Source organism: Citrobacter sp. Igbk 14 (assembly GCF_028069825.1).
Classification (GTDB): Bacteria; Pseudomonadota; Gammaproteobacteria; order Enterobacterales; family Enterobacteriaceae; genus Citrobacter.
This window is the reverse complement of sequence record NZ_JANEWM010000005.1, coordinates 121,159-138,753: the sequence shown is the minus strand read 5'-3', so window position 1 is coordinate 138,753 and position 17,595 is coordinate 121,159. Positions and strand designations below refer to the sequence as shown.

General features: G+C 52.2%; 14 protein-coding genes. 7 read left to right on the top strand and 7 right to left on the bottom strand.

What is annotated here, in order from left to right; all coding sequences use genetic code 11:
• Positions 1–46 precede the first annotated feature (46 nt).
• Genes NNN64_RS03710 through NNN64_RS03695 form a run of 4 tightly spaced genes read left to right on the top strand, consistent with a single transcriptional unit; the run spans position 47 to position 4,971 of the window.
• The gene (locus tag NNN64_RS03710) at positions 47–574 is read left to right on the top strand and encodes a fimbrial protein (protein ID WP_271440526.1); all 528 of its coding nucleotides are present in this window, start codon (positions 47–49) and stop codon (positions 572–574) included.
• 47 nt (positions 575–621) lie between these two features.
• Positions 622–1,305 carry a fimbria/pilus periplasmic chaperone gene (locus NNN64_RS03705; RefSeq protein WP_271440527.1) on the top strand — a complete coding sequence of 228 codons (684 nt, stop codon included), beginning with the start codon at positions 622–624 and terminating at the stop codon, positions 1,303–1,305.
• Between the two features lie 21 nt (positions 1,306–1,326).
• The gene (locus NNN64_RS03700) at positions 1,327–3,879 is read left to right on the top strand and encodes a fimbrial outer membrane usher protein (protein WP_271440525.1); all 2,553 of its coding nucleotides are present in this window, start codon (positions 1,327–1,329) and stop codon (positions 3,877–3,879) included.
• A 9-nt stretch (positions 3,880–3,888) separates the two neighbouring features.
• The gene (locus tag NNN64_RS03695) at positions 3,889–4,971 is read left to right on the top strand and encodes a fimbrial protein (RefSeq protein ID WP_271440524.1); all 1,083 of its coding nucleotides are present in this window, start codon (positions 3,889–3,891) and stop codon (positions 4,969–4,971) included.
• Positions 4,972–5,001: 30 nt separating this feature from the next.
• Here the strand turns inward: NNN64_RS03695 and NNN64_RS03690 are convergent, their stop codons facing one another.
• Both NNN64_RS03690 and NNN64_RS03685 read right to left on the bottom strand, forming a co-directional pair.
• Positions 5,002–5,772, bottom strand: a complete 771-nt coding sequence (locus NNN64_RS03690) for an ABC transporter permease (protein ID WP_271440523.1) — start codon at positions 5,770–5,772, stop codon at positions 5,002–5,004.
• Entirely contained in the window at positions 5,769–6,695 is a 927-nt protein-coding gene (locus tag NNN64_RS03685; RefSeq protein ID WP_271440522.1) for an ABC transporter ATP-binding protein, read from the bottom strand. The genes NNN64_RS03690 and NNN64_RS03685 overlap by 4 nt, the downstream gene beginning before the upstream one ends.
• 108 nt (positions 6,696–6,803) lie before the next feature.
• On the opposite strand from NNN64_RS03685, the gene can reads away from it, so the two are divergent.
• Positions 6,804–7,466, top strand: a complete 663-nt coding sequence (can, locus tag NNN64_RS03680; protein ID WP_003018654.1) for a carbonate dehydratase — start codon at positions 6,804–6,806, stop codon at positions 7,464–7,466.
• Positions 7,467–7,559: 93 nt separating this feature from the next.
• On the opposite strand, the gene hpt is transcribed toward can, so the two are convergent.
• The 3 genes from hpt to cueO form a co-directional block, all read right to left on the bottom strand.
• Positions 7,560–8,096: a hypoxanthine phosphoribosyltransferase gene (gene hpt / locus NNN64_RS03675; RefSeq protein WP_003018658.1), complete on the bottom strand. Its 537-nt coding sequence runs from the start codon at positions 8,094–8,096 to the stop codon at positions 7,560–7,562.
• A 278-nt stretch (positions 8,097–8,374) separates the two neighbouring features.
• Positions 8,375–10,030, bottom strand: a complete 1,656-nt coding sequence (gene tcp / locus NNN64_RS03670; protein ID WP_271440521.1) for a methyl-accepting chemotaxis citrate transducer — start codon at positions 10,028–10,030, stop codon at positions 8,375–8,377.
• Positions 10,031–10,184: 154 nt separating this feature from the next.
• A complete protein-coding gene (gene cueO, locus NNN64_RS03665) occupies positions 10,185–11,804 on the bottom strand; it encodes a multicopper oxidase CueO (protein WP_271440520.1) in 1,620 nt (539 codons plus the stop codon).
• Between the two features lie 153 nt (positions 11,805–11,957).
• Between cueO and NNN64_RS03660 the strand changes: the two genes are divergently transcribed.
• Positions 11,958–12,305, top strand: a complete 348-nt coding sequence (locus NNN64_RS03660) for a YacC family pilotin-like protein (protein WP_001295568.1) — start codon at positions 11,958–11,960, stop codon at positions 12,303–12,305.
• 104 nt (positions 12,306–12,409) lie between these two features.
• Here NNN64_RS03660 and yacL read toward each other — a convergent pair whose 3' ends face one another.
• Positions 12,410–12,772, bottom strand: coding sequence for a protein YacL (gene yacL / locus NNN64_RS03655; RefSeq protein WP_271440519.1), 363 nt, complete (start codon positions 12,770–12,772; stop codon positions 12,410–12,412).
• A gap of 174 nt (positions 12,773–12,946) precedes the next feature.
• Positions 12,947–15,544: a bifunctional aconitate hydratase 2/2-methylisocitrate dehydratase gene (gene acnB / locus NNN64_RS03650; protein ID WP_271440518.1), complete on the bottom strand. Its 2,598-nt coding sequence runs from the start codon at positions 15,542–15,544 to the stop codon at positions 12,947–12,949.
• A 405-nt stretch (positions 15,545–15,949) separates the two neighbouring features.
• Between acnB and NNN64_RS03645 the strand changes: the two genes are divergently transcribed.
• Positions 15,950–17,587 carry a DUF3300 domain-containing protein gene (locus NNN64_RS03645; protein ID WP_271440517.1) on the top strand — a complete coding sequence of 546 codons (1,638 nt, stop codon included), beginning with the start codon at positions 15,950–15,952 and terminating at the stop codon, positions 17,585–17,587.
• Positions 17,588–17,595: the final 8 nt, after the last annotated feature.

The window sequence follows — 17,595 nt, the reverse complement described above, 5'->3', positions numbered from 1 at the left end:
TGATTAACACTGTGTTATTAATAATTAATCTTAAAGGATTAAGTTCATGAACAAAAAAATGAAAACAATGGTTTTCGCTTCATTATTGATATCCACTTCTGCATTAGCCGATACCGCAAGCGATGGCACCGTCCACATCACAGGGACAATTCTGCAAAACGCCTGTACTGTCAAGACCAGCTCTATTGACGTCACGCTGAAAGACCAGTTTGCCTCCGTTTTTACTGCTGCCGGGCAAACGCAAAGTAATGAAGCCTTCACCATCGATCTGGAAAACTGCGATTCATCAATCTACGAAAATATCCAAACCCGTTTTGAAGGTACGCAGGACCCGTATGACACCAGCGTACTGGCAAACACGGGTGATGCAACCGGTGTAGGCGTGCAAATTCTGGATAGTGCCAATACTGCGCTGGCGTTGAATGATGAATCAGCATGGTCAACGAAATCTACGCTCACCAGCGGCCAGACCGAAATTTCCATGCCATTCTCTGCCCAGTTTATCTCAACCAGCGACACCGTAACGGCGGGTAGCGTTGACGCGACTGCAACCTTCTACCTGCAATACAACTAATCCATAGCGGCCAACGCGGGTTGGCCCTTTTGTTTGTTGAGGTCATGATGAATCCTTTGACGAAGGCAGTTCTTGCTGTCAGCCTTTTCGCCTGTCCTTTTGCTCATGCTGCAGGAATCAACATTGGTGCCACGCGCGTTATTTTTAACGGCGATGCAAAAGATGAGTCAATATCAATAAGCAATAATGACAACGTCCCATACTTAATTCAATCGTGGGTACAGTCAATTAGTGAAACGGGTAAAACAGGTGATGCACCTTTTATGGTAACCCCTCCACTATTTCGACTTGATGGTGGTAAAAGAAATGTTTTACGTGTTATTCGCACAGGTGGAAATATACCCGAAGACAGAGAGTCCCTTTATTGGTTAGATATCAAGTCCATTCCCGGAACTAATCCGGATGATAAAGGCAACAAACTTAAAATTGCGATTAAAGCGGAATTTAAACTGATTTACCGCCCCACGTCATTAAAGCAAACACCCGAAAAAGTGACCAACCAGCTGCAGTGGTCAAGAAGCGGCAGCATATTAACGGTCCGCAACCCAACGCCCTACTACATGAATTTCGGCGAAATAGCGGTCGGTGGCAGCAAACTGAAAGCACCGCGCTATGCACCGCCGTTTGGTAGCGCGCAGTACACATTGCAGTCGGGGGCGAGTGGTGTCATCACCTGGTCAATTATTAATGACTTTGGGGGGACCGGACCAATACATAAACAAGAGCAGTAAAAACACGGCCAAGGATGATTTATGGGCACGAGGAATGGACAATCTGTGCAGTTTTATCTCTCACGCAGTGCTCTTATGGTTGCGCTTCACTGCGCGCTGACGCATCAGGTTTGGGCCAGGGACTACTTCGATCCGGCATTTATTGAAAACCGCGGATCGCAACAGATCACAGCGGCAGATCTCTCCGTATTTGCCACTGACCAAAGCCAGCTACCGGGTACTTATTACACCGATATTTTAATCAACAAGACATCACTGGGTTCGCGAAACGTTGATTATCAACAGGTCACTCTACCCGATGGCCGCCAGGTATTACAGGCTTGTTTACTCACAGCGGAATTAAAAAGCGCAGGAGTAAAGACTGAACTTTTTCCCGCGTTGAACACCGCCAGGGGATGCGCCGATCTTTCACTGATCCCAGGTGCCAGCCAGCAGTTTGATTTTCAGGCACAGCAACTGTTTATTAGCATCCCGCAAATGTACATTGCCAGTAGCGCCCGAGGATACGTGCCGCCGGAAAAGTGGCAGGAGGGAATCCCAGCCCTGTTGCTCAACTACAGTTTCAGCGGTTATCAGACCTTCGGAAAAAATCGCGATGTGGCGGATACCGACTCGCAATATCTGGCACTTCAGCCGGGTATTAATGTTGGACCATGGCGTTTTCGTAACTATACCAACTGGAACGCCAACACCAGCGATGGCAACACGCAGCAGAGCTGGAATACCGTATACAATTATCTTCAGCGCGACATTATTGCGCTGAAGAGTCAACTCACCCTCGGCGACAGCAACACGCCCACGGACATCTTCGACAGCCTTGCCTTTCGCGGTATACAGCTAGCATCAGACGATCAAATGCAACCGGACAGCCTACGTGGTTACGCGCCGACAATTCGCGGCATTGCCCGTTCGAACGCGCAGGTCACCGTGCGACAAAATGGCCGGGTTGCTTACCAGACCGCCGTCCCGCCTGGCGAGTTCGAAATTAACGACATGTTCCCCACCGGCAGCAACGGCGACTACGACGTGACGGTCAAGGAAGCCGACGGCAGTGAACAACACTTTATTGTCCCCTACGCTTCACTGCCTATTCTGCAACGAACCGGGCACGCCAAATATAGCGTAACGGCAGGGAAGTACCGGGACGGCAACAACCACACCGGCGATAGCTTCACCCAGGCAACCCTGCTCTATGGCCTTCCCTGGGGGATCACACTCTATGGCGGCGGACAGGTTGCCGGGAACACATACCAATCTGCCGCACTGGGGATCGGGCAGAATATGCAGATGCTCGGCGCTATCTCGCTGGACGGAACCTGGTCACATGCCCGGTTTGATGATGGTCACAAAGAAACTGGTCAATCCTGGCGCGTCCGCTATAGCAAAGGGGTAGTCAGTACAGGGACCACGCTTTCACTTGCCGGGTATCGCTACGCCAGCGAACACTACAACTCGCTTGAAGAAGTGCTGGACCCAGACGAGAGCTTCAACGATTACTATGGCAAGCGCCATAATCGTTTTGAAAGCTCATTAAATCAGCAACTTGGTGGAAAACTTGGGTCCTTCACACTGAGCTGGATAAAAGAAAACTATTGGCGCAGTGAACGTAAAATGGAATCACTGGGCGCAAGCTATAACAACCGTTTTGGCGCGGTGAGTTATACCCTGGGTTACAGCTATAACCGCAATACCTATCAGTCCAGCGCAACAGATAACGATCGGTATTATCAAAACGATCAACTGTTCACGCTCTCGGTAAGCGTACCTTTCGCGCTGCTCGATTCGCGCATGTACGCTAACTATATGCTCAGCACCCGTAAGCATGACGCTACCGTTAACAGCACCAGCCTGAGCGGTACTGCCCTTCGCGACGATAACCTGAACTGGTCCATACAGCAAAGCCACAGCACTACCGGCGGCGACTCCGGCGGGTTAAGCGCCAGCTATAAAGGAACGTATGCCAACGTGAACGCCGGTTATAGCCAGTCTCCCGACTCCCGGCAAGTCAGCTACGGTATTAGCGGCGGCATGTTGGCCCACGAAAATGGGCTAACGCTGAGCCAACCGATTACCGGAGCGGCCGTGCTCATCAAAGCGCCCGGCGCGTCTAATGTCTCGGTCGTCAACCAGACTGGCGTTACGACCGACTTCCGCGGATATACAGTGATCCCGAACGTCACGCCTTACTACCGCTACGATATCGCGCTGGACAGCAGCACTTTTGCAGACAACGTTGATATCCCCATGAATAACCAGACCGTCTACCCGACACGTAATGCCATCGTGCGTGCTGATTACGATGCGCGCAAAGGCTACCGGGCACTTATCACGCTTCTGCGCGCGAACGCAAGCGCGGTGCCCTTTGGCGCGACAGTCAGCCTTACGCAACAAAACGAGAGTCTGGCCAATATTGTCGCTGATAAGGGACAGGTGTTCTTGAGCGGGCTGCCAGAGGAAGGCGTGCTTGTCGTGAGATGGGGAAACAGTGCGAATGAAACCTGCCGCGCCAGCTACCACCTCGACCCGCAAAAAAATCTCAATGGCATTGTGACAAGCCAGGCTCAGTGCCAATAAAGGAATACGATGAACCTGAAAGAATTGAAGTATTGTGCACTACTGTTAGTCGCGCTTTCCGGATGCGCCAAGGCCGAAGACTTTGGCAACGGTACAGGATGGTGCGAATCGACAAGCGGCACCCGAAATTATCCGTTTGATGTCAATCAGACGATCGACAGCACAGACAACAACCAGCGGGGGACGATTATTGAATCGAATTGGTCCGGCAGCGGTACCTACAACGCCGTATGTGATTGCGATAATACTGATTATCGGGGCTATAACTACTTTACCGCCACAACCGGCGACCTGACGCAAAAAGGCACCTACAGTGAGAACCGCTACTACGGCTATATGTATTATTACGTACTGGTCGCGGGAAAGCTGGAGATCGGCTCTGAAACCTACATTGCTGGCAAACTCGGGCAATTTGTCCCCGTGCCTTTTTCCGCCGTCAGCAACCTTGACGCAACAGGAGGTGGCTGCACTGGGGCAGATATGAGGGCGATGACAGCAGGAAACCGCGGCAGGGTCAGGATCTACATTACCCATCCGTTGGTCGGTGAGATAATCATCCCAGAAACCACCATCGTGAACCTGTATCTATCAAAATCCGCTACCAGCGGCGGCGATAACGTACCGCCAGGCGTGCCGCCGGTCGCGCGCGTCACGCTCTCTGGCACGATCACCGTTCCTCAGTCTTGCTCTATAAACGCCGGACAGATTATCGAAGTGAAACTACCGGATATTCAGGGAAAAGATATCCGCAACCTTGGCGACAGCCCGCAGGAATCTCATGTCACCACCCGCGTCAACTTAACCTGCAGCAACGTTGCCAATGGCACCAATCTCTCGCTGTCATTAGCAGGCACTAACGATCCGCATAACAACGACTATTTGCAAACCGATAATGAGAATATTGGAATTCGTATTTCTGACAAAGAGGACAATACCATCGTGCCGAACGGCAGCACGGAATTGCCCGTCGATGATTATCAGGATGGCAGTGGCAGTTCGACATTTACCACCGCTCCGGTAAATACCACCGGCAAAACGCCACATACCGGACAATATCAGGCAACAGCCACACTGGAAGTACAAATTCGCTAAAAAAAGGCGACTCACGTCGCCTTTTAACATTTAGTTGCGCAGCCCGCGCCCGCGCTGAATCAGATACCAGCACAGTAAATAAAATGCGGCGATAAACACCACCAGCACACCGAAGGTCGTCACCAGCGGCACATCGTGAATGCCGAGGAAGCCGTAGCGGAATCCGCTAATCATGTAGACAATCGGGTTCAGGTGCGACAGTCCCTGCCAGAATGGCGGCAGCAGCGTTAACGAATAGAAAACGCCCCCCAGATAGGTCAGCGGCGTTAACACGAAGGTCGGGATCAGACTGATATCGTCAAAGGTTTTGGCAAAAACCGCGTTCAGCAAGCCCGCCAGCGAAAACAGCACCGCCGTTAGCACCAGCGTCAGCGCCACGAAGACCCAGGAGTGCACCTGGAACGGAACAAAGAACAGAGAGATAGCTGTGACCAGTATGCCCACACACAGACCGCGAGCCACACCACCGCCGACAAAACCGGCGATGATAACGTGCGTCGGTACCGGTGCAACCAACAGTTCTTCAATGTTGCGCTGAAACTTGGCGCTAAAAAATGACGACGCCACGTTGGCGTACGAGTTGGTAATCACCGCCATCATGATAAGCCCCGGCACGATAAACTGCATGTAGCTAAAGCCGTGCATTTCACCGATCCGTGAGCCAATCAAATTACCAAAGATAATAAAATAGAGCGTCATGGTGATAACGGGCGGTACCAGGGTTTGCACCCAGATACGCATAAAGCGGTGGATCTCTTTCGCCCAGATGCTTTTCAGCGCGACCCAGTAGAGCTGCATCATGCGCGATCTCCTTGTTTTTCATGAACCAGAGAAACAAACAGCTCTTCCAGTCGGTTCGCCTTGTTCCGCATACTCAATACCTGAATACCCTGAGCGCTCAGCTGCGAGAACACGCTGTTCACCCCCTGCTCGCGCAGAACTTCAACTTCCAGCGTTGAGGTATCAACCAGACGGTATTGATAGCCTTCCAGCTTAGGTAGCGGACTTTTCGCCGCCAGATCGAGAATAAACGTCTCAGATTTGAGCTTGGAGAGCAGATTCTTCATCGAGGTATTTTCTACCAGCTCACCATGCTGAATAATGCCGATGTTCCGACACAGCATTTCCGCTTCTTCGAGGTAGTGGGTGGTTAGAATAATCGTCGTACCTTTATCGTTTAAATCCTTCAAAAAGCCCCACATTGAGCGGCGTAATTCAATATCAACACCGGCAGTAGGTTCATCGAGGATAAGCAACTTTGGCTCATGCATCAGCGCGCGGGCAATCATCAGGCGGCGCTTCATCCCGCCGGACAGCATACGCGCACGCTCGTTGCGTTTTTCCCACAGGTCGAGCTGTTTTAGATAAATTTCACTGCGCTTAACCGCCTCTTTATGCTCAACGCCGTAATAACCCGCCTGATTCACCACGATCTGTTGCACGGTTTCAAACGGGTTAAAGTTGAACTCCTGCGGCACCAGCCCAAGCTGGCGCTTGGCATTAACCGTATCTTTATCAAGATCGAACCCGAAGACGCTAACCCGACCGGAGGTTTTATTCACCAGCGAGCTGATAATGCCGATGGTAGTGGACTTTCCCGCGCCATTGGGACCTAGCAGCGCATAGAAATCACCCGCTTCGACTTGCAAATCTATGCCACGCAACGCCTGAACGCCACCGGGATAGGTTTTTTTAAGTTTTTGAAGTTCCAGAGCAATGGTCATGGTTTTTTACTTACCTTACGTTCTGACATTTTATATATAGTTTAAATAATGCTGGAGTTACCCTATATTAGCCCATCGAATTTATCTGGCTTCGGGTTGTACAACTCCATGAAAGACATAGATACACTTATCAGCAACAATGCACTATGGTCAAAGATGCTGGTAGAAGAGGATCCCGGATTTTTTGAAACGCTGACACATGCACAAAATCCGCGTTTTCTATGGATTGGATGTTCCGACAGTCGCGTTCCCGCTGAACGTTTAACCGGTCTTGAACCGGGTGAACTGTTTGTTCACCGTAATGTTGCTAATCTGGTTATTCACACCGACCTGAACTGTCTCTCAGTGGTTCAGTATGCGGTGGATGTGCTGGAAGTGGAACACATTATTATTTGTGGCCACTATGGATGCGGCGGTGTCCAGGCAGCCATTGAAAATAAAGAACAGGGGCTGATTGATAACTGGTTGCTGCATATCCGCGATATCTGGTTTAAACACAGCTCACTGCTGGGTGAAATGCCGCAGGAACGTCGCATGGACACCCTGTGCGAACTGAATGTTATGGAGCAGGTCTATAACCTGGGCCATTCGACAATCATGCGTTCAGCCTGGAAACGCGGTCAGAAAGTGACGATTCACGGATGGGCTTACGGTATTCATGATGGTCTTCTGCGCGATCTGGACGTCACGGCCACCAGCCGCGAAACGCTGGAACAACGCTACCGACAGGGGTTGTCGAACCTCAGCCAGAAGCACAGCAACCATAAGTAAGGCGATACTGCCGGGTGGCAGTTACGCCTTATCAGGCCTACAAATCAGCGCTGTAGGCCTGATAAGCGAAGCGCCATCAGGCGCTCCAGTCCATTACTCGTCCAGCAACACCACTTTGCCAACATACGGCAGATGGCGATAACGTTGTGCATAGTCAATGCCGTAGCCAACAACGAACTCATCTGGAATGGAGAAACCGATAAACTCGACCGGTACATTCACTTCACGGCGAGAAGGTTTATCCAGCAACGTACAAATCGCCAGAGATTTAGGTTCACGCAGACTCAGGATTTCACGCACTTTAGACAGCGTGTTGCCGGAGTCGATGATGTCTTCAACAATCAGCACGTCTTTGCCACGAATGTCTTCATCCAGGTCTTTGAGGATTTTAACATCACGTGTGGTGGACATTCCGCTGCCGTAGCTGGAGGCGGTCATGAAATCGACTTCGTGGGAGACATGCACTTCGCGGCACAGGTCAGCCATAAACATAAATGAACCGCGTAACAGGCCTACCAGCACCATATCACTGCCGCTGTCCTTGTAACGCTCGTTAATCTGACGCCCCAATTCGGCAATACGCGCTTTGATCTCCGCTTCCGGGATCATGACTTCTACAGTATGTTTCATAAAAGAAATAACTCACTGATTTTTATCAGTTAACACATCATGCAAATCGAAAGAAAGCGCTTACCTTGATACACCGACAGAGAGGCGGTGGCTCGCACTAACCACAAAACTTGCGACAGCATACAAACAATTCAGTGGGTGAAGTATACCAGCAAAGAGACCGCATTCCTCTGATAGTTAGTAAGAGAACCTGCGCACGCATTTTAACGCGCTCTAAATACATAAAAGCCGGGCAACGAACCCGGCTTTTAGCGTGAACAAAATCGGACTTTTTCAGGTCAGAACGTTTCCCAATGTTGATCCTGGGTAGTAGAGACAACGCGATCCTGGCGCGGAGCGTCCTGCGATGGTTTTCGTGCCCCGCTTACCGCCTTCTCACGGGTAATGCGAAATACCGCAACAGCCTGCCGCAACTGCTCGGCCTGTTGCTCCAGTGAGGCCGCCGCCGCCGCAGACTCCTCCACCAGCGCGGCGTTTTGCTGGGTAACGCTGTCCATCTGCGAAACCGCGAGGCTAACCTGTTCAATCCCCCGACTCTGCTCTTCAGAAGCAGACGCAATTTCGCCCATGATATCGGTCACACGGGTCACCGCCGCGACAATTTCAGCCATGGTTTTACCGGCATCCGAAACCTGCTGCGATCCCATGCCGACACAGTGAGTTGAATTATCAATCAGCGCTTTGATCTCTTTTGCTGCCTGGGCACTACGGCTTGCCAGAGTCCGTACCTCACCGGCTACAACCGCAAATCCGCGCCCCTGTTCTCCTGCTCTGGCCGCTTCTACTGCGGCGTTCAGCGCCAGAATGTTGGTCTGGAATGCAATACTGTCGATAACGTTCGTGATCTGCGCGATTTGCTGCGAGCTGTCCGCTATTTCACTCATTGTATGAACAACGGTATCAACAACACGCCCCCCGCGAGCGGCAGTATCAGAGGCGTTTTTCGCCAATTGGGTTGCCTGTTTCGCATTGTCCGTATTCTGCTTCACTGTCGCAGTCAACTGCTCCATGCTGGCGGCAGTTTCCTCAAGCGAGGCCGCCTGCTGCTCAGTGCGCGAAGAAAGGTCGTTATTACCCGAGGAAATTTCAGCGGCCCCGGTATGAATTGACTCCGAGCTATTACGTACGGCAGTGACTGTCGAAATCAGCGACTGTTGCATCTCTTCCAACCCCATCGCCAGTCGGCCCATTTCGTTGCGACCTTCAACATTAAGCTTATGGGTTAAATCTCCACCGGTAATGACGCGAATATGCTCCATAATCTGCGCCAGCGGCTTCAGCAGGATGTGTTGCAACCCGCTCCAGATCATGCCCAGAACGATCAGCACAACCAGAACGATGCCTCCCAGCGTCCACTGCATACGGGAAAAACTGAGCTGATTCTCCGCAGCAGCGTGCTGCAGCAGCGCATTATTCTCGTTTCGCCAGTGGTCATAGCTCGCTTCCATTTCATCCTGCGCTTTCTGGGCATCAAGATCGCCATAAGCCTGATAGTTATTCGCTCGCAGATACTCAATCGATAATTTCATCACTTCGTGCATCTGGCGATATTGCTTTTCCATTTCACTGGCGATCTGCGGATCTTGCCCTGTAACCTGTGGTAATCCCTGATACCGGGCGAAATAACCTTCAGCCTTCTTCATTGAATCACTGGCGGTATTGAGCAGCGTGTTGATCGCGGCTAAAGAAGCAGGATCGCTCTGATTTTTTAAAAAGCGGATGGCGACGCGTGTCACCGTAACACGGGTTTTAATCAACGTATTGACGCTGTCACTCAGATTTTCTTGCTGAGCGTTGAGGGTGCCTGAGTTCTGGAAATTCTGCCTATCATTGTTTACCGCAGAATAAAACAGGCTTCCCGTAACGGCCTGCAGTAAACAGAAAATGGCGAGAACCAGCAGGATACCGGTAATAACACGAATATTTTTAATCACGTTTTTTCATCCATTGAACTCACATTGGGTACATGATGATTATCGGCCCCAAAGGCGATTACTTTATGTTCAATGGCAGAATATGCAGGGGATGCGCCATACCCGGCCGACAAGAAATATCCTGTAGGCCGGGTAAGCGAAGAGACGTCGTTGTTTAAACCGTAAAACCGAGCATCATGCCGGTGTCTTCGTGCTCCAGCAGATGGCAGTGCGCCATATAGGCATGTTCTTTCGGCGCGTCGTGGTCAAACTTCACCAGCACCTCACTGACGCCACCTTCAACACGCACGGTGTCCTTCCAGCCTGCGCGATGCGTGGCCGGCGCTTTGCCATTCTCAGAGAGGATGCGGAACTGCGTGCCGTGAATATGGAACGGATGCAGCATCATGTCACCCTGACCGGAAATGACCCAGCGTTCATGCTGGCCTTTCGCCGCGGCAAACATCGGTTTATTCATATCAAAGGGCAGGCCATTAATCCGATTGGCGTTATGGAAATCAAACGACCCGCCATGTTTCATATTGCTCATATCACCCTGTTTCATGCTGCCCATATTGCCGTGATTCATATTGCCGTGGCTCATGTTACCGTGACTCATGTTGCTGCTGTTCATATGGCCCATCATTTGCCCGTGATCCATCCCGGCCATCGCCTGATCGCCATACTTTTGCATCAGCATCTGCATGCCCATCATGTCGAGCATCGGGTCCATCGACAATTGCAGTTTACGCACCGTCAGTCCATCCAGAGAAGGCAGCGCTGGCAGGGTGGTCAGCGTATCCGGCAGCGTCCCGGAAGCGGTAATAAGCAGCGGTTGAATACGCATCACCGGATGTGGTTTATCAAATGGCGCGATCGCCATCCCCATCTGGCTCACCGGCAGAGTGACCAAATCAAAGGCTTTTCCGTCGCTCACATCCACCAATACTTCAAAACGCTCACCCATCAGCATCGGCAGTTCGGTCACTTTTACCGGCTCAGCTAACAATCCACCATCACTGGCAATCACATACAGGGGACGGTTATCGCTGGCCGCGATATTAAGCGAGCGTGCGTTACAGCCATTCAGCAGACGCAGGCGCAACCAGCCGCGTGGTGCGGCATGTTGTGGGTAAATCGCCCCATTGGTTAGCAGCGTATCGCCAAACCAACCGACGGCGGCGGTCATCATATCCAACTGGTAATTAATTTGTCCGTCAGCGGAAAACTGTTTGTCCTGAATAATCACCGGCACATCGTCGATACCCCACTGCTTCGGTAGCAGTAGTTTGCGGATCTCGTCATCTTCAATCAGCACCAGTCCGGCCAGGCCCATCGCAACCTGACGTCCGGTTTTCCCGTGTTGATGTGGATGGAACCAACAGGTTGCTGCCCGTTGCGCAGGGGTAAAGGTCACTGAACGCTTCCCACCCGCCGGAATAACGCCTTGCGGCCCGCCATCGACTTCTCCGGGGATTTCCAGCCCATGCCAGTGCAGCGTCGTCTCTTCGGCCAGTTGATTATGGATATCCACACTCACCGCCTGACCTTTATTCAGTTTTACCGCGGGTCCGAGCACGTTACCGTTATATCCCCAGGTGGTGGCGGTTTTCCCCGCAAACGTCGACTGCCCAGCTTTCACAATCAGCTGTATGCGATTAGAAGCATCCGCAGTTAACAGGTCAGGAATGGGTAACGCAGGACGGTCAGCCGCAAAAACGGTGCGGCTCCACAAAGGTAAAGCTGACGCGACGCCCAGCGCCACGGAGTACTTTAAAAAGTCACGACGTTGCATATTCATTTCCTTATATTCAGCAGCTTAAGCAGGCTATCTTTTAAGCATAAGCCCTCCCCTTACGGGAAGGTCAAGTGAACGGCTGATAATAAAGGTCGTCGCTTCGCTCTCAGTATGCTAACGTTTAATTTCCGTGATGCAGTGGTAGAAGCAATGAAGACGTTTTTCAGAACAGTTTTGTTCGGCAGCCTGATGGCAGTATGCGCAAATAGCTACGCGCTTAGTGAATCCGAAGCCGAAGATATGGCCGATTTAACGGCGGTTTTTGTTTTTCTGAAAAATGACTGTGGCTACCAGAATTTGCCCAACGGGCAGATACGTCGCGCACTGGTCTTTTTTGCTCAACAGAACCAGTGGGACCTCAGTAATTACGATACCTTCGATATGAAAGCACTCGGTGAAGACAGCTATCGCGATTTGAGCGGTATTGGTATTCCGGTCGCGAAAAAATGCAAAGCGCTGGCGCGCGACTCCTTAAGCCTGTTGGCTTACGTCAAATAAGGCACCTTGCCCGATGGCGCTACGCTTATCGGGCCTACGAACAGGGAATAACATCGTTGTGCCAGGCCGGGTAGCACAGCGCCCCCGGCAGAGGCGAGTGCGAATTAACGCTGTTGCACAAATTCACGATACGCGGCAACCACCTGCAAGAAATCTTCAACGCCGCACAAAGATAAACTCTCTTCGTCGTAGTAATTCATTCCTTCTTCCATTTCATCGCCCGTGAACTCCAGTTGATTGGCGCGAACCATAACCTCTTCGCCATCCAGCCAGAGCGTGTATTCATGCCCTGCTCGCTGCCAGGAACGTTCACTGCCTTTTACCGCACGCGCTGCCTGTTCCACTTCATCAAGCAAGGCCATGTTCTCTTTCACTTCTTCATTAAACCAGTGCCCCACGACTTCATGGCCCATGGACATACGCACTAAAACCCGCCCGGTAACATCGCGCAGAAATTCGTAATCCATAATGTCTTCCTCTGCTCCCGGCAATGCGCCAATACCGCATTGCACCTTGCTGTAATTATCGCAGCAGCGCGGCAGAAAAAAAGTGTAGCGGGTATAAGGAATAGAAATAAAAATGCCCGGAGAAGCCAGCCTCTTCGGGCATTGATGCGTTTTTACGCTAAATGTGGTCGCGAATTAAACCGCAGTCTGGAAAATCACGCTATCTGCTTTCTCGGTGTACTGAGAGAGCTGGTCAAAGTTCAGATACCGGTAAGTATCCACGGCCGTTTTATCTACCTGCGCCACATAGGTCTGATACTCTTCCGCTGTCGGCAGTTTACCGATCAGCGCAGCAACCGCCGCCAGCTCTGCAGAAGCTAGGTAGACGTTCGCCCCCGTACCTAAACGGTTCGGGAAGTTACGGGTTGAGGTAGAAACGACTGTCGCACCGTCTGCCACACGCGCCTGGTTACCCATGCACAGTGAACAGCCAGGAATCTCGATACGCGCCCCGCTCTTACCAAAGACGCTGTAATAGCCTTCCTCGGTAAGCTGTGCCGCATCCATACGCGTTGGTGGAGCAACCCACAGACGCGTTGGCAACTGGCCTTTATGCGCATCCAGCAGTTTACCCGCGGCACGGAAGTGACCAATGTTTGTCATGCAGGAACCGATGAACACTTCGTCAATCTTCTCGCCCTGCACGTCAGACAGCAGACGCGCGTCGTCCGGATCGTTCGGTGCACACAGGATCGGCTCTTTGATATCCGCCAGATCGATGTCGATCACTGCCGCGTATTCGGCGTCAGCATCGGCTTCCAGCAGCTGCGGATCCGCCAGCCATTTTTCCATGCCCTGTACACGACGTTCCAGCGTACGGCGATCGCCGTAGCCTTCCGCGATCATCCATTTCAGCAGAACGATGTTGGAGCTGAGGTACTCAACGATCGGCTCTTTGTTCAGCTTGATGGTACAACCGGCAGCGGAACGCTCAGCGGACGCATCGGTCAGTTCGAATGCCTGCTCAACTTTCAGATCCGGCAGACCTTCAATTTCCAGAATGCGGCCAGAGAAGATGTTTTTCTTACCTTTCTTCTCAACGGTCAGCAGACCTTGTTTGATCGCGTACAGCGGGATGGCATGAACCAGGTCACGCAGGGTGATACCCGGCTGCATTTTGCCTTTGAAACGCACCAGAACAGATTCCGGCATATCCAGCGGCATCACGCCGGTCGCAGCCGCGAACGCCACCAGACCAGAACCCGCCGGGAAAGAGATACCGATTGGGAAACGAGTATGGGAGTCACCACCGGTACCGACGGTATCCGGCAGCAGCATACGGTTCAGCCAGGAGTGGATTACGCCATCACCCGGACGCAGCGACACGCCGCCACGGTTCATGATGAAGTCAGGCAGAGTATGGTGGGTGGTCACGTCAACCGGTTTCGGATACGCAGCGGTATGACAGAACGACTGCATCACCAGGTCAGAAGAGAAGCCCAGGCACGCCAGGTCTTTCAGTTCGTCGCGGGTCATTGGGCCGGTGGTATCCTGAGAGCCGACGGAAGTCATCTTCGGTTCACAGTAGGCACCCGGACGGACGCCGGTTACGCCACATGCGCGGCCAACCATTTTCTGTGCCAGAGAGAAGCCGCGGCTGCTTTCCGCCACATCTTTCGCCTGACGGAATACATCACTGTGCGGCAGGCCCAGAGCTTCACGCGCTTTGGTAGTCAGACCACGACCGATAATCAGCGGAATACGGCCACCGGCGCGCACTTCGTCAACCAGCACATCGGTTTTCAGTTCGAAGGTAGCCAGCAGTTCGTTGGTTTCGTGGTTACGCACTTCGCCCTTGAATGGGTAAACGTCAATTACGTCGCCCATGTTCAGGTTGCTTACGTCCACTTCAATCGGCAGCGCGCCCGCATCTTCCATGGTGTTGAAGAAGATCGGTGCAATTTTTCCGCCCAGACACAAACCACCGCCACGCTTGTTCGGTACATGAGGGATATCATCACCCATAAACCACAGCACGGAGTTGGTCGCAGATTTACGCGAAGAACCGGTACCGACAACGTCACCCACATAGGCCAGCGGGTAACCTTTTTTCTGTAATGCTTCGATCTGTTTGATCGGGCCAACAACACCCGGCTGATCCGGCTCGATACCTTCACGGGCGTTTTTCAGCATCGCCAGGGCGTGCAACGGAATATCAGGGCGAGACCACGCGTCCGGGGCCGGAGACAGGTCATCGGTGTTGGTTTCACCCGTCACTTTGAAGACGGTAACGGTGATTTTTTCAGCCAGAGCAGGACGGTTCAGGAACCATTCGGCATCAGCCCAGGACTGCATCACTTGCTTAGCATATTCGTTGCCAGCTTTGGCTTTTTCTTCTACATCGTAGAAGTTATCAAACATCAGCAGCGTTGAAGAGAGCGCTTTGGCGGCAATCGGCGCCAGTTTGGCATCGTCCAGCGCATCAATCAGCGGATGAATGTTATAACCGCCCTGCATGGTACCCAGCAGTTCGATGGCTTTTTCTGGCGTGATCAGCGGAGAGGTAGTGTCACCTTTAGCGACAGCGGCGAGAAAACCGGCTTTAACGTAAGCGGCTTCATCTACGCCAGGGGGAACGCGGTTAATCAACAGGTCTAACAGGAATTCTTCTTCGCCCACAGGCGGGGTCTTCAGCAGCTCGACAAGTGCAGCCATTTGGGTTGCGTCTAAGGGTTTCGGCACAATCCCCTGGGCGGCACGCTCAGCTACGTGCTTACGGTATTCTTCTAGCACGACGATATCTCCTCGCTCTCATTGTCATAATGCGGCGCTTTTGTATATGGGCGATTCTCTTCACGCTCCTGTGAGACAGCAGTTAGTAGGGTAAATGCCCGGTACCGCAAAAGGCACAATAACAGGATTTTCGTTGGGTGTTAATCTGTTTACAAAAAAGCAACATAAAAAATTGGCTGAATCGTTAAGGATGGTCTAATGCTCTTCGCAATGGCAGAAGGGGAATGATAATTTTCGCCAGCAATGTTTAGTCACATTATTTAGCTCCCTGATAATAAACTTGCGTTAACGATCCCAAGATTCGTCAAAAATTAAACTATTGTCTCTTTATACTCACGGAACACTGCACCCACTGGCGGCAGGCATAATGACTATGACGATTCTTACTGAGTCGGGAGAGATAAAATGACGTTGCCCTTTAAGCCCCATATCATTGCTCTGGCGTGCAGTGCAGGGTTATTTGTCGGTGCGGGCGTGCTGTTTGTAAACAGCCGCACACCAGAAGCCCCCTCGCAGCCAGCCCCGGCAGTAGCGCCTCAACCGCCCGTTGCTGCGGCTCCCGCAGTCGCCCCGGTTGCGGCAACAACGTATACCACTGCTCAACTTGATCAGTGGGTCGCCCCTGTTGCGCTCTACCCTGACCCGTTACTTTCTCAGGTGTTGATGGCCTCAACGTATCCATCGAACGTGGTACAGGCGGTTCAGTGGTCTCGTGATAACCCGACACTGCAAGGTGATGCCGCCATTCAGGCAGTGTCCGGCCAGTCATGGGACCCCAGCGTGAAGTCGCTGGTGGCATTTCCGCAACTGATGGCTCTGATGGGCGAAAACCCTGACTGGGTACAAAACCTGGGGAATGCGTTTCTGGCACAGCCACAGGACGTGATGGATGCCGTACAACGCCTGCGTTTGCTAGCTCAGCAAACAGGTTCGCTAAAATCCACACCACAGCAAACGGTCACGAACACCCAGAAAACAACCGTGGTTCAGACGCCATCATCATCAACGACGAAAGTGACCAGCAGCGCCCCCACCTCGACGGTTATCAAAATTGAGCCGACCGATCCACAGGTGGTATATGTGCCGAACTACAATCCAACCGTTGTTTACGGCAGCTGGCCTAATACTGCCTACCCGCCCGTCTATCTGCCGCCCCCTCCGGGAGAGCAATTTGCCGATAGCTTCGTCAAAGGTTTCGGCTATAGCCTGGGCGTTGCGACGACCTATGCGCTGTTCAGTAACATCGACTGGGATGACGACGACCATCACCATGATGATGACTACCATGACCATGACGGCCCTCACGGCGGTAATGGCTACCAGCACAACGGAGATAACATCAATATTGATGTTAACAATTTCAACCATATCTCCGGACAAAACCTGAAAGGGCAAAACATTGCCTGGCAGCACAACCCTGCGTACCGTAACGGCGTGCCTTACCAGAACGACGCGGTCGCACAACGTTTTCATCAGACCAACGTTAGCGGGGGTTTAAGCGCCACTCAACATACACCGACCACCGCTGCCACACGAGACAGCCAGCGTCAGGCCGCAATGACGCAGTTCCAACAGCGTAGCCAGACCTCTCCGGCAAACTTGTCGGGTCAGACATCGCGGGATGCTCAACGTAAAGCCGCCTCTTCACAGCTAAATCAAATTGCCCAGCGCAATAACTATCGTGGCTATGACGAAACACAAAACAACAGCCGTCGTGAAGCAGCACAGAAGACGCTGAATAAATCCACTACGCAACAGCAGCACCGCTCAGAACTGAAGTCAAAAGCTGAGCAACATCCGGTTTCACAGCAGCAAAGGGAAACCGCTCGCCAACGCGTTGAATCATCCAACTCGCAACAACGTCTGGCCTCCCGTCAGAATACACATTCAAACGTCTTCAGCGGGAATGACAGCCGCTCACCGTCGTGGCAGTCCCAGCAACTGCGTGGACAGGAAAGCCGTCGCGCGAGCAACCTCAACAGCGGGCAGCGCGCTGCGGCACGCGAGAATTTTTCTGAGCACCACGAATTTCGCCGTCGTTAACCGGAGCC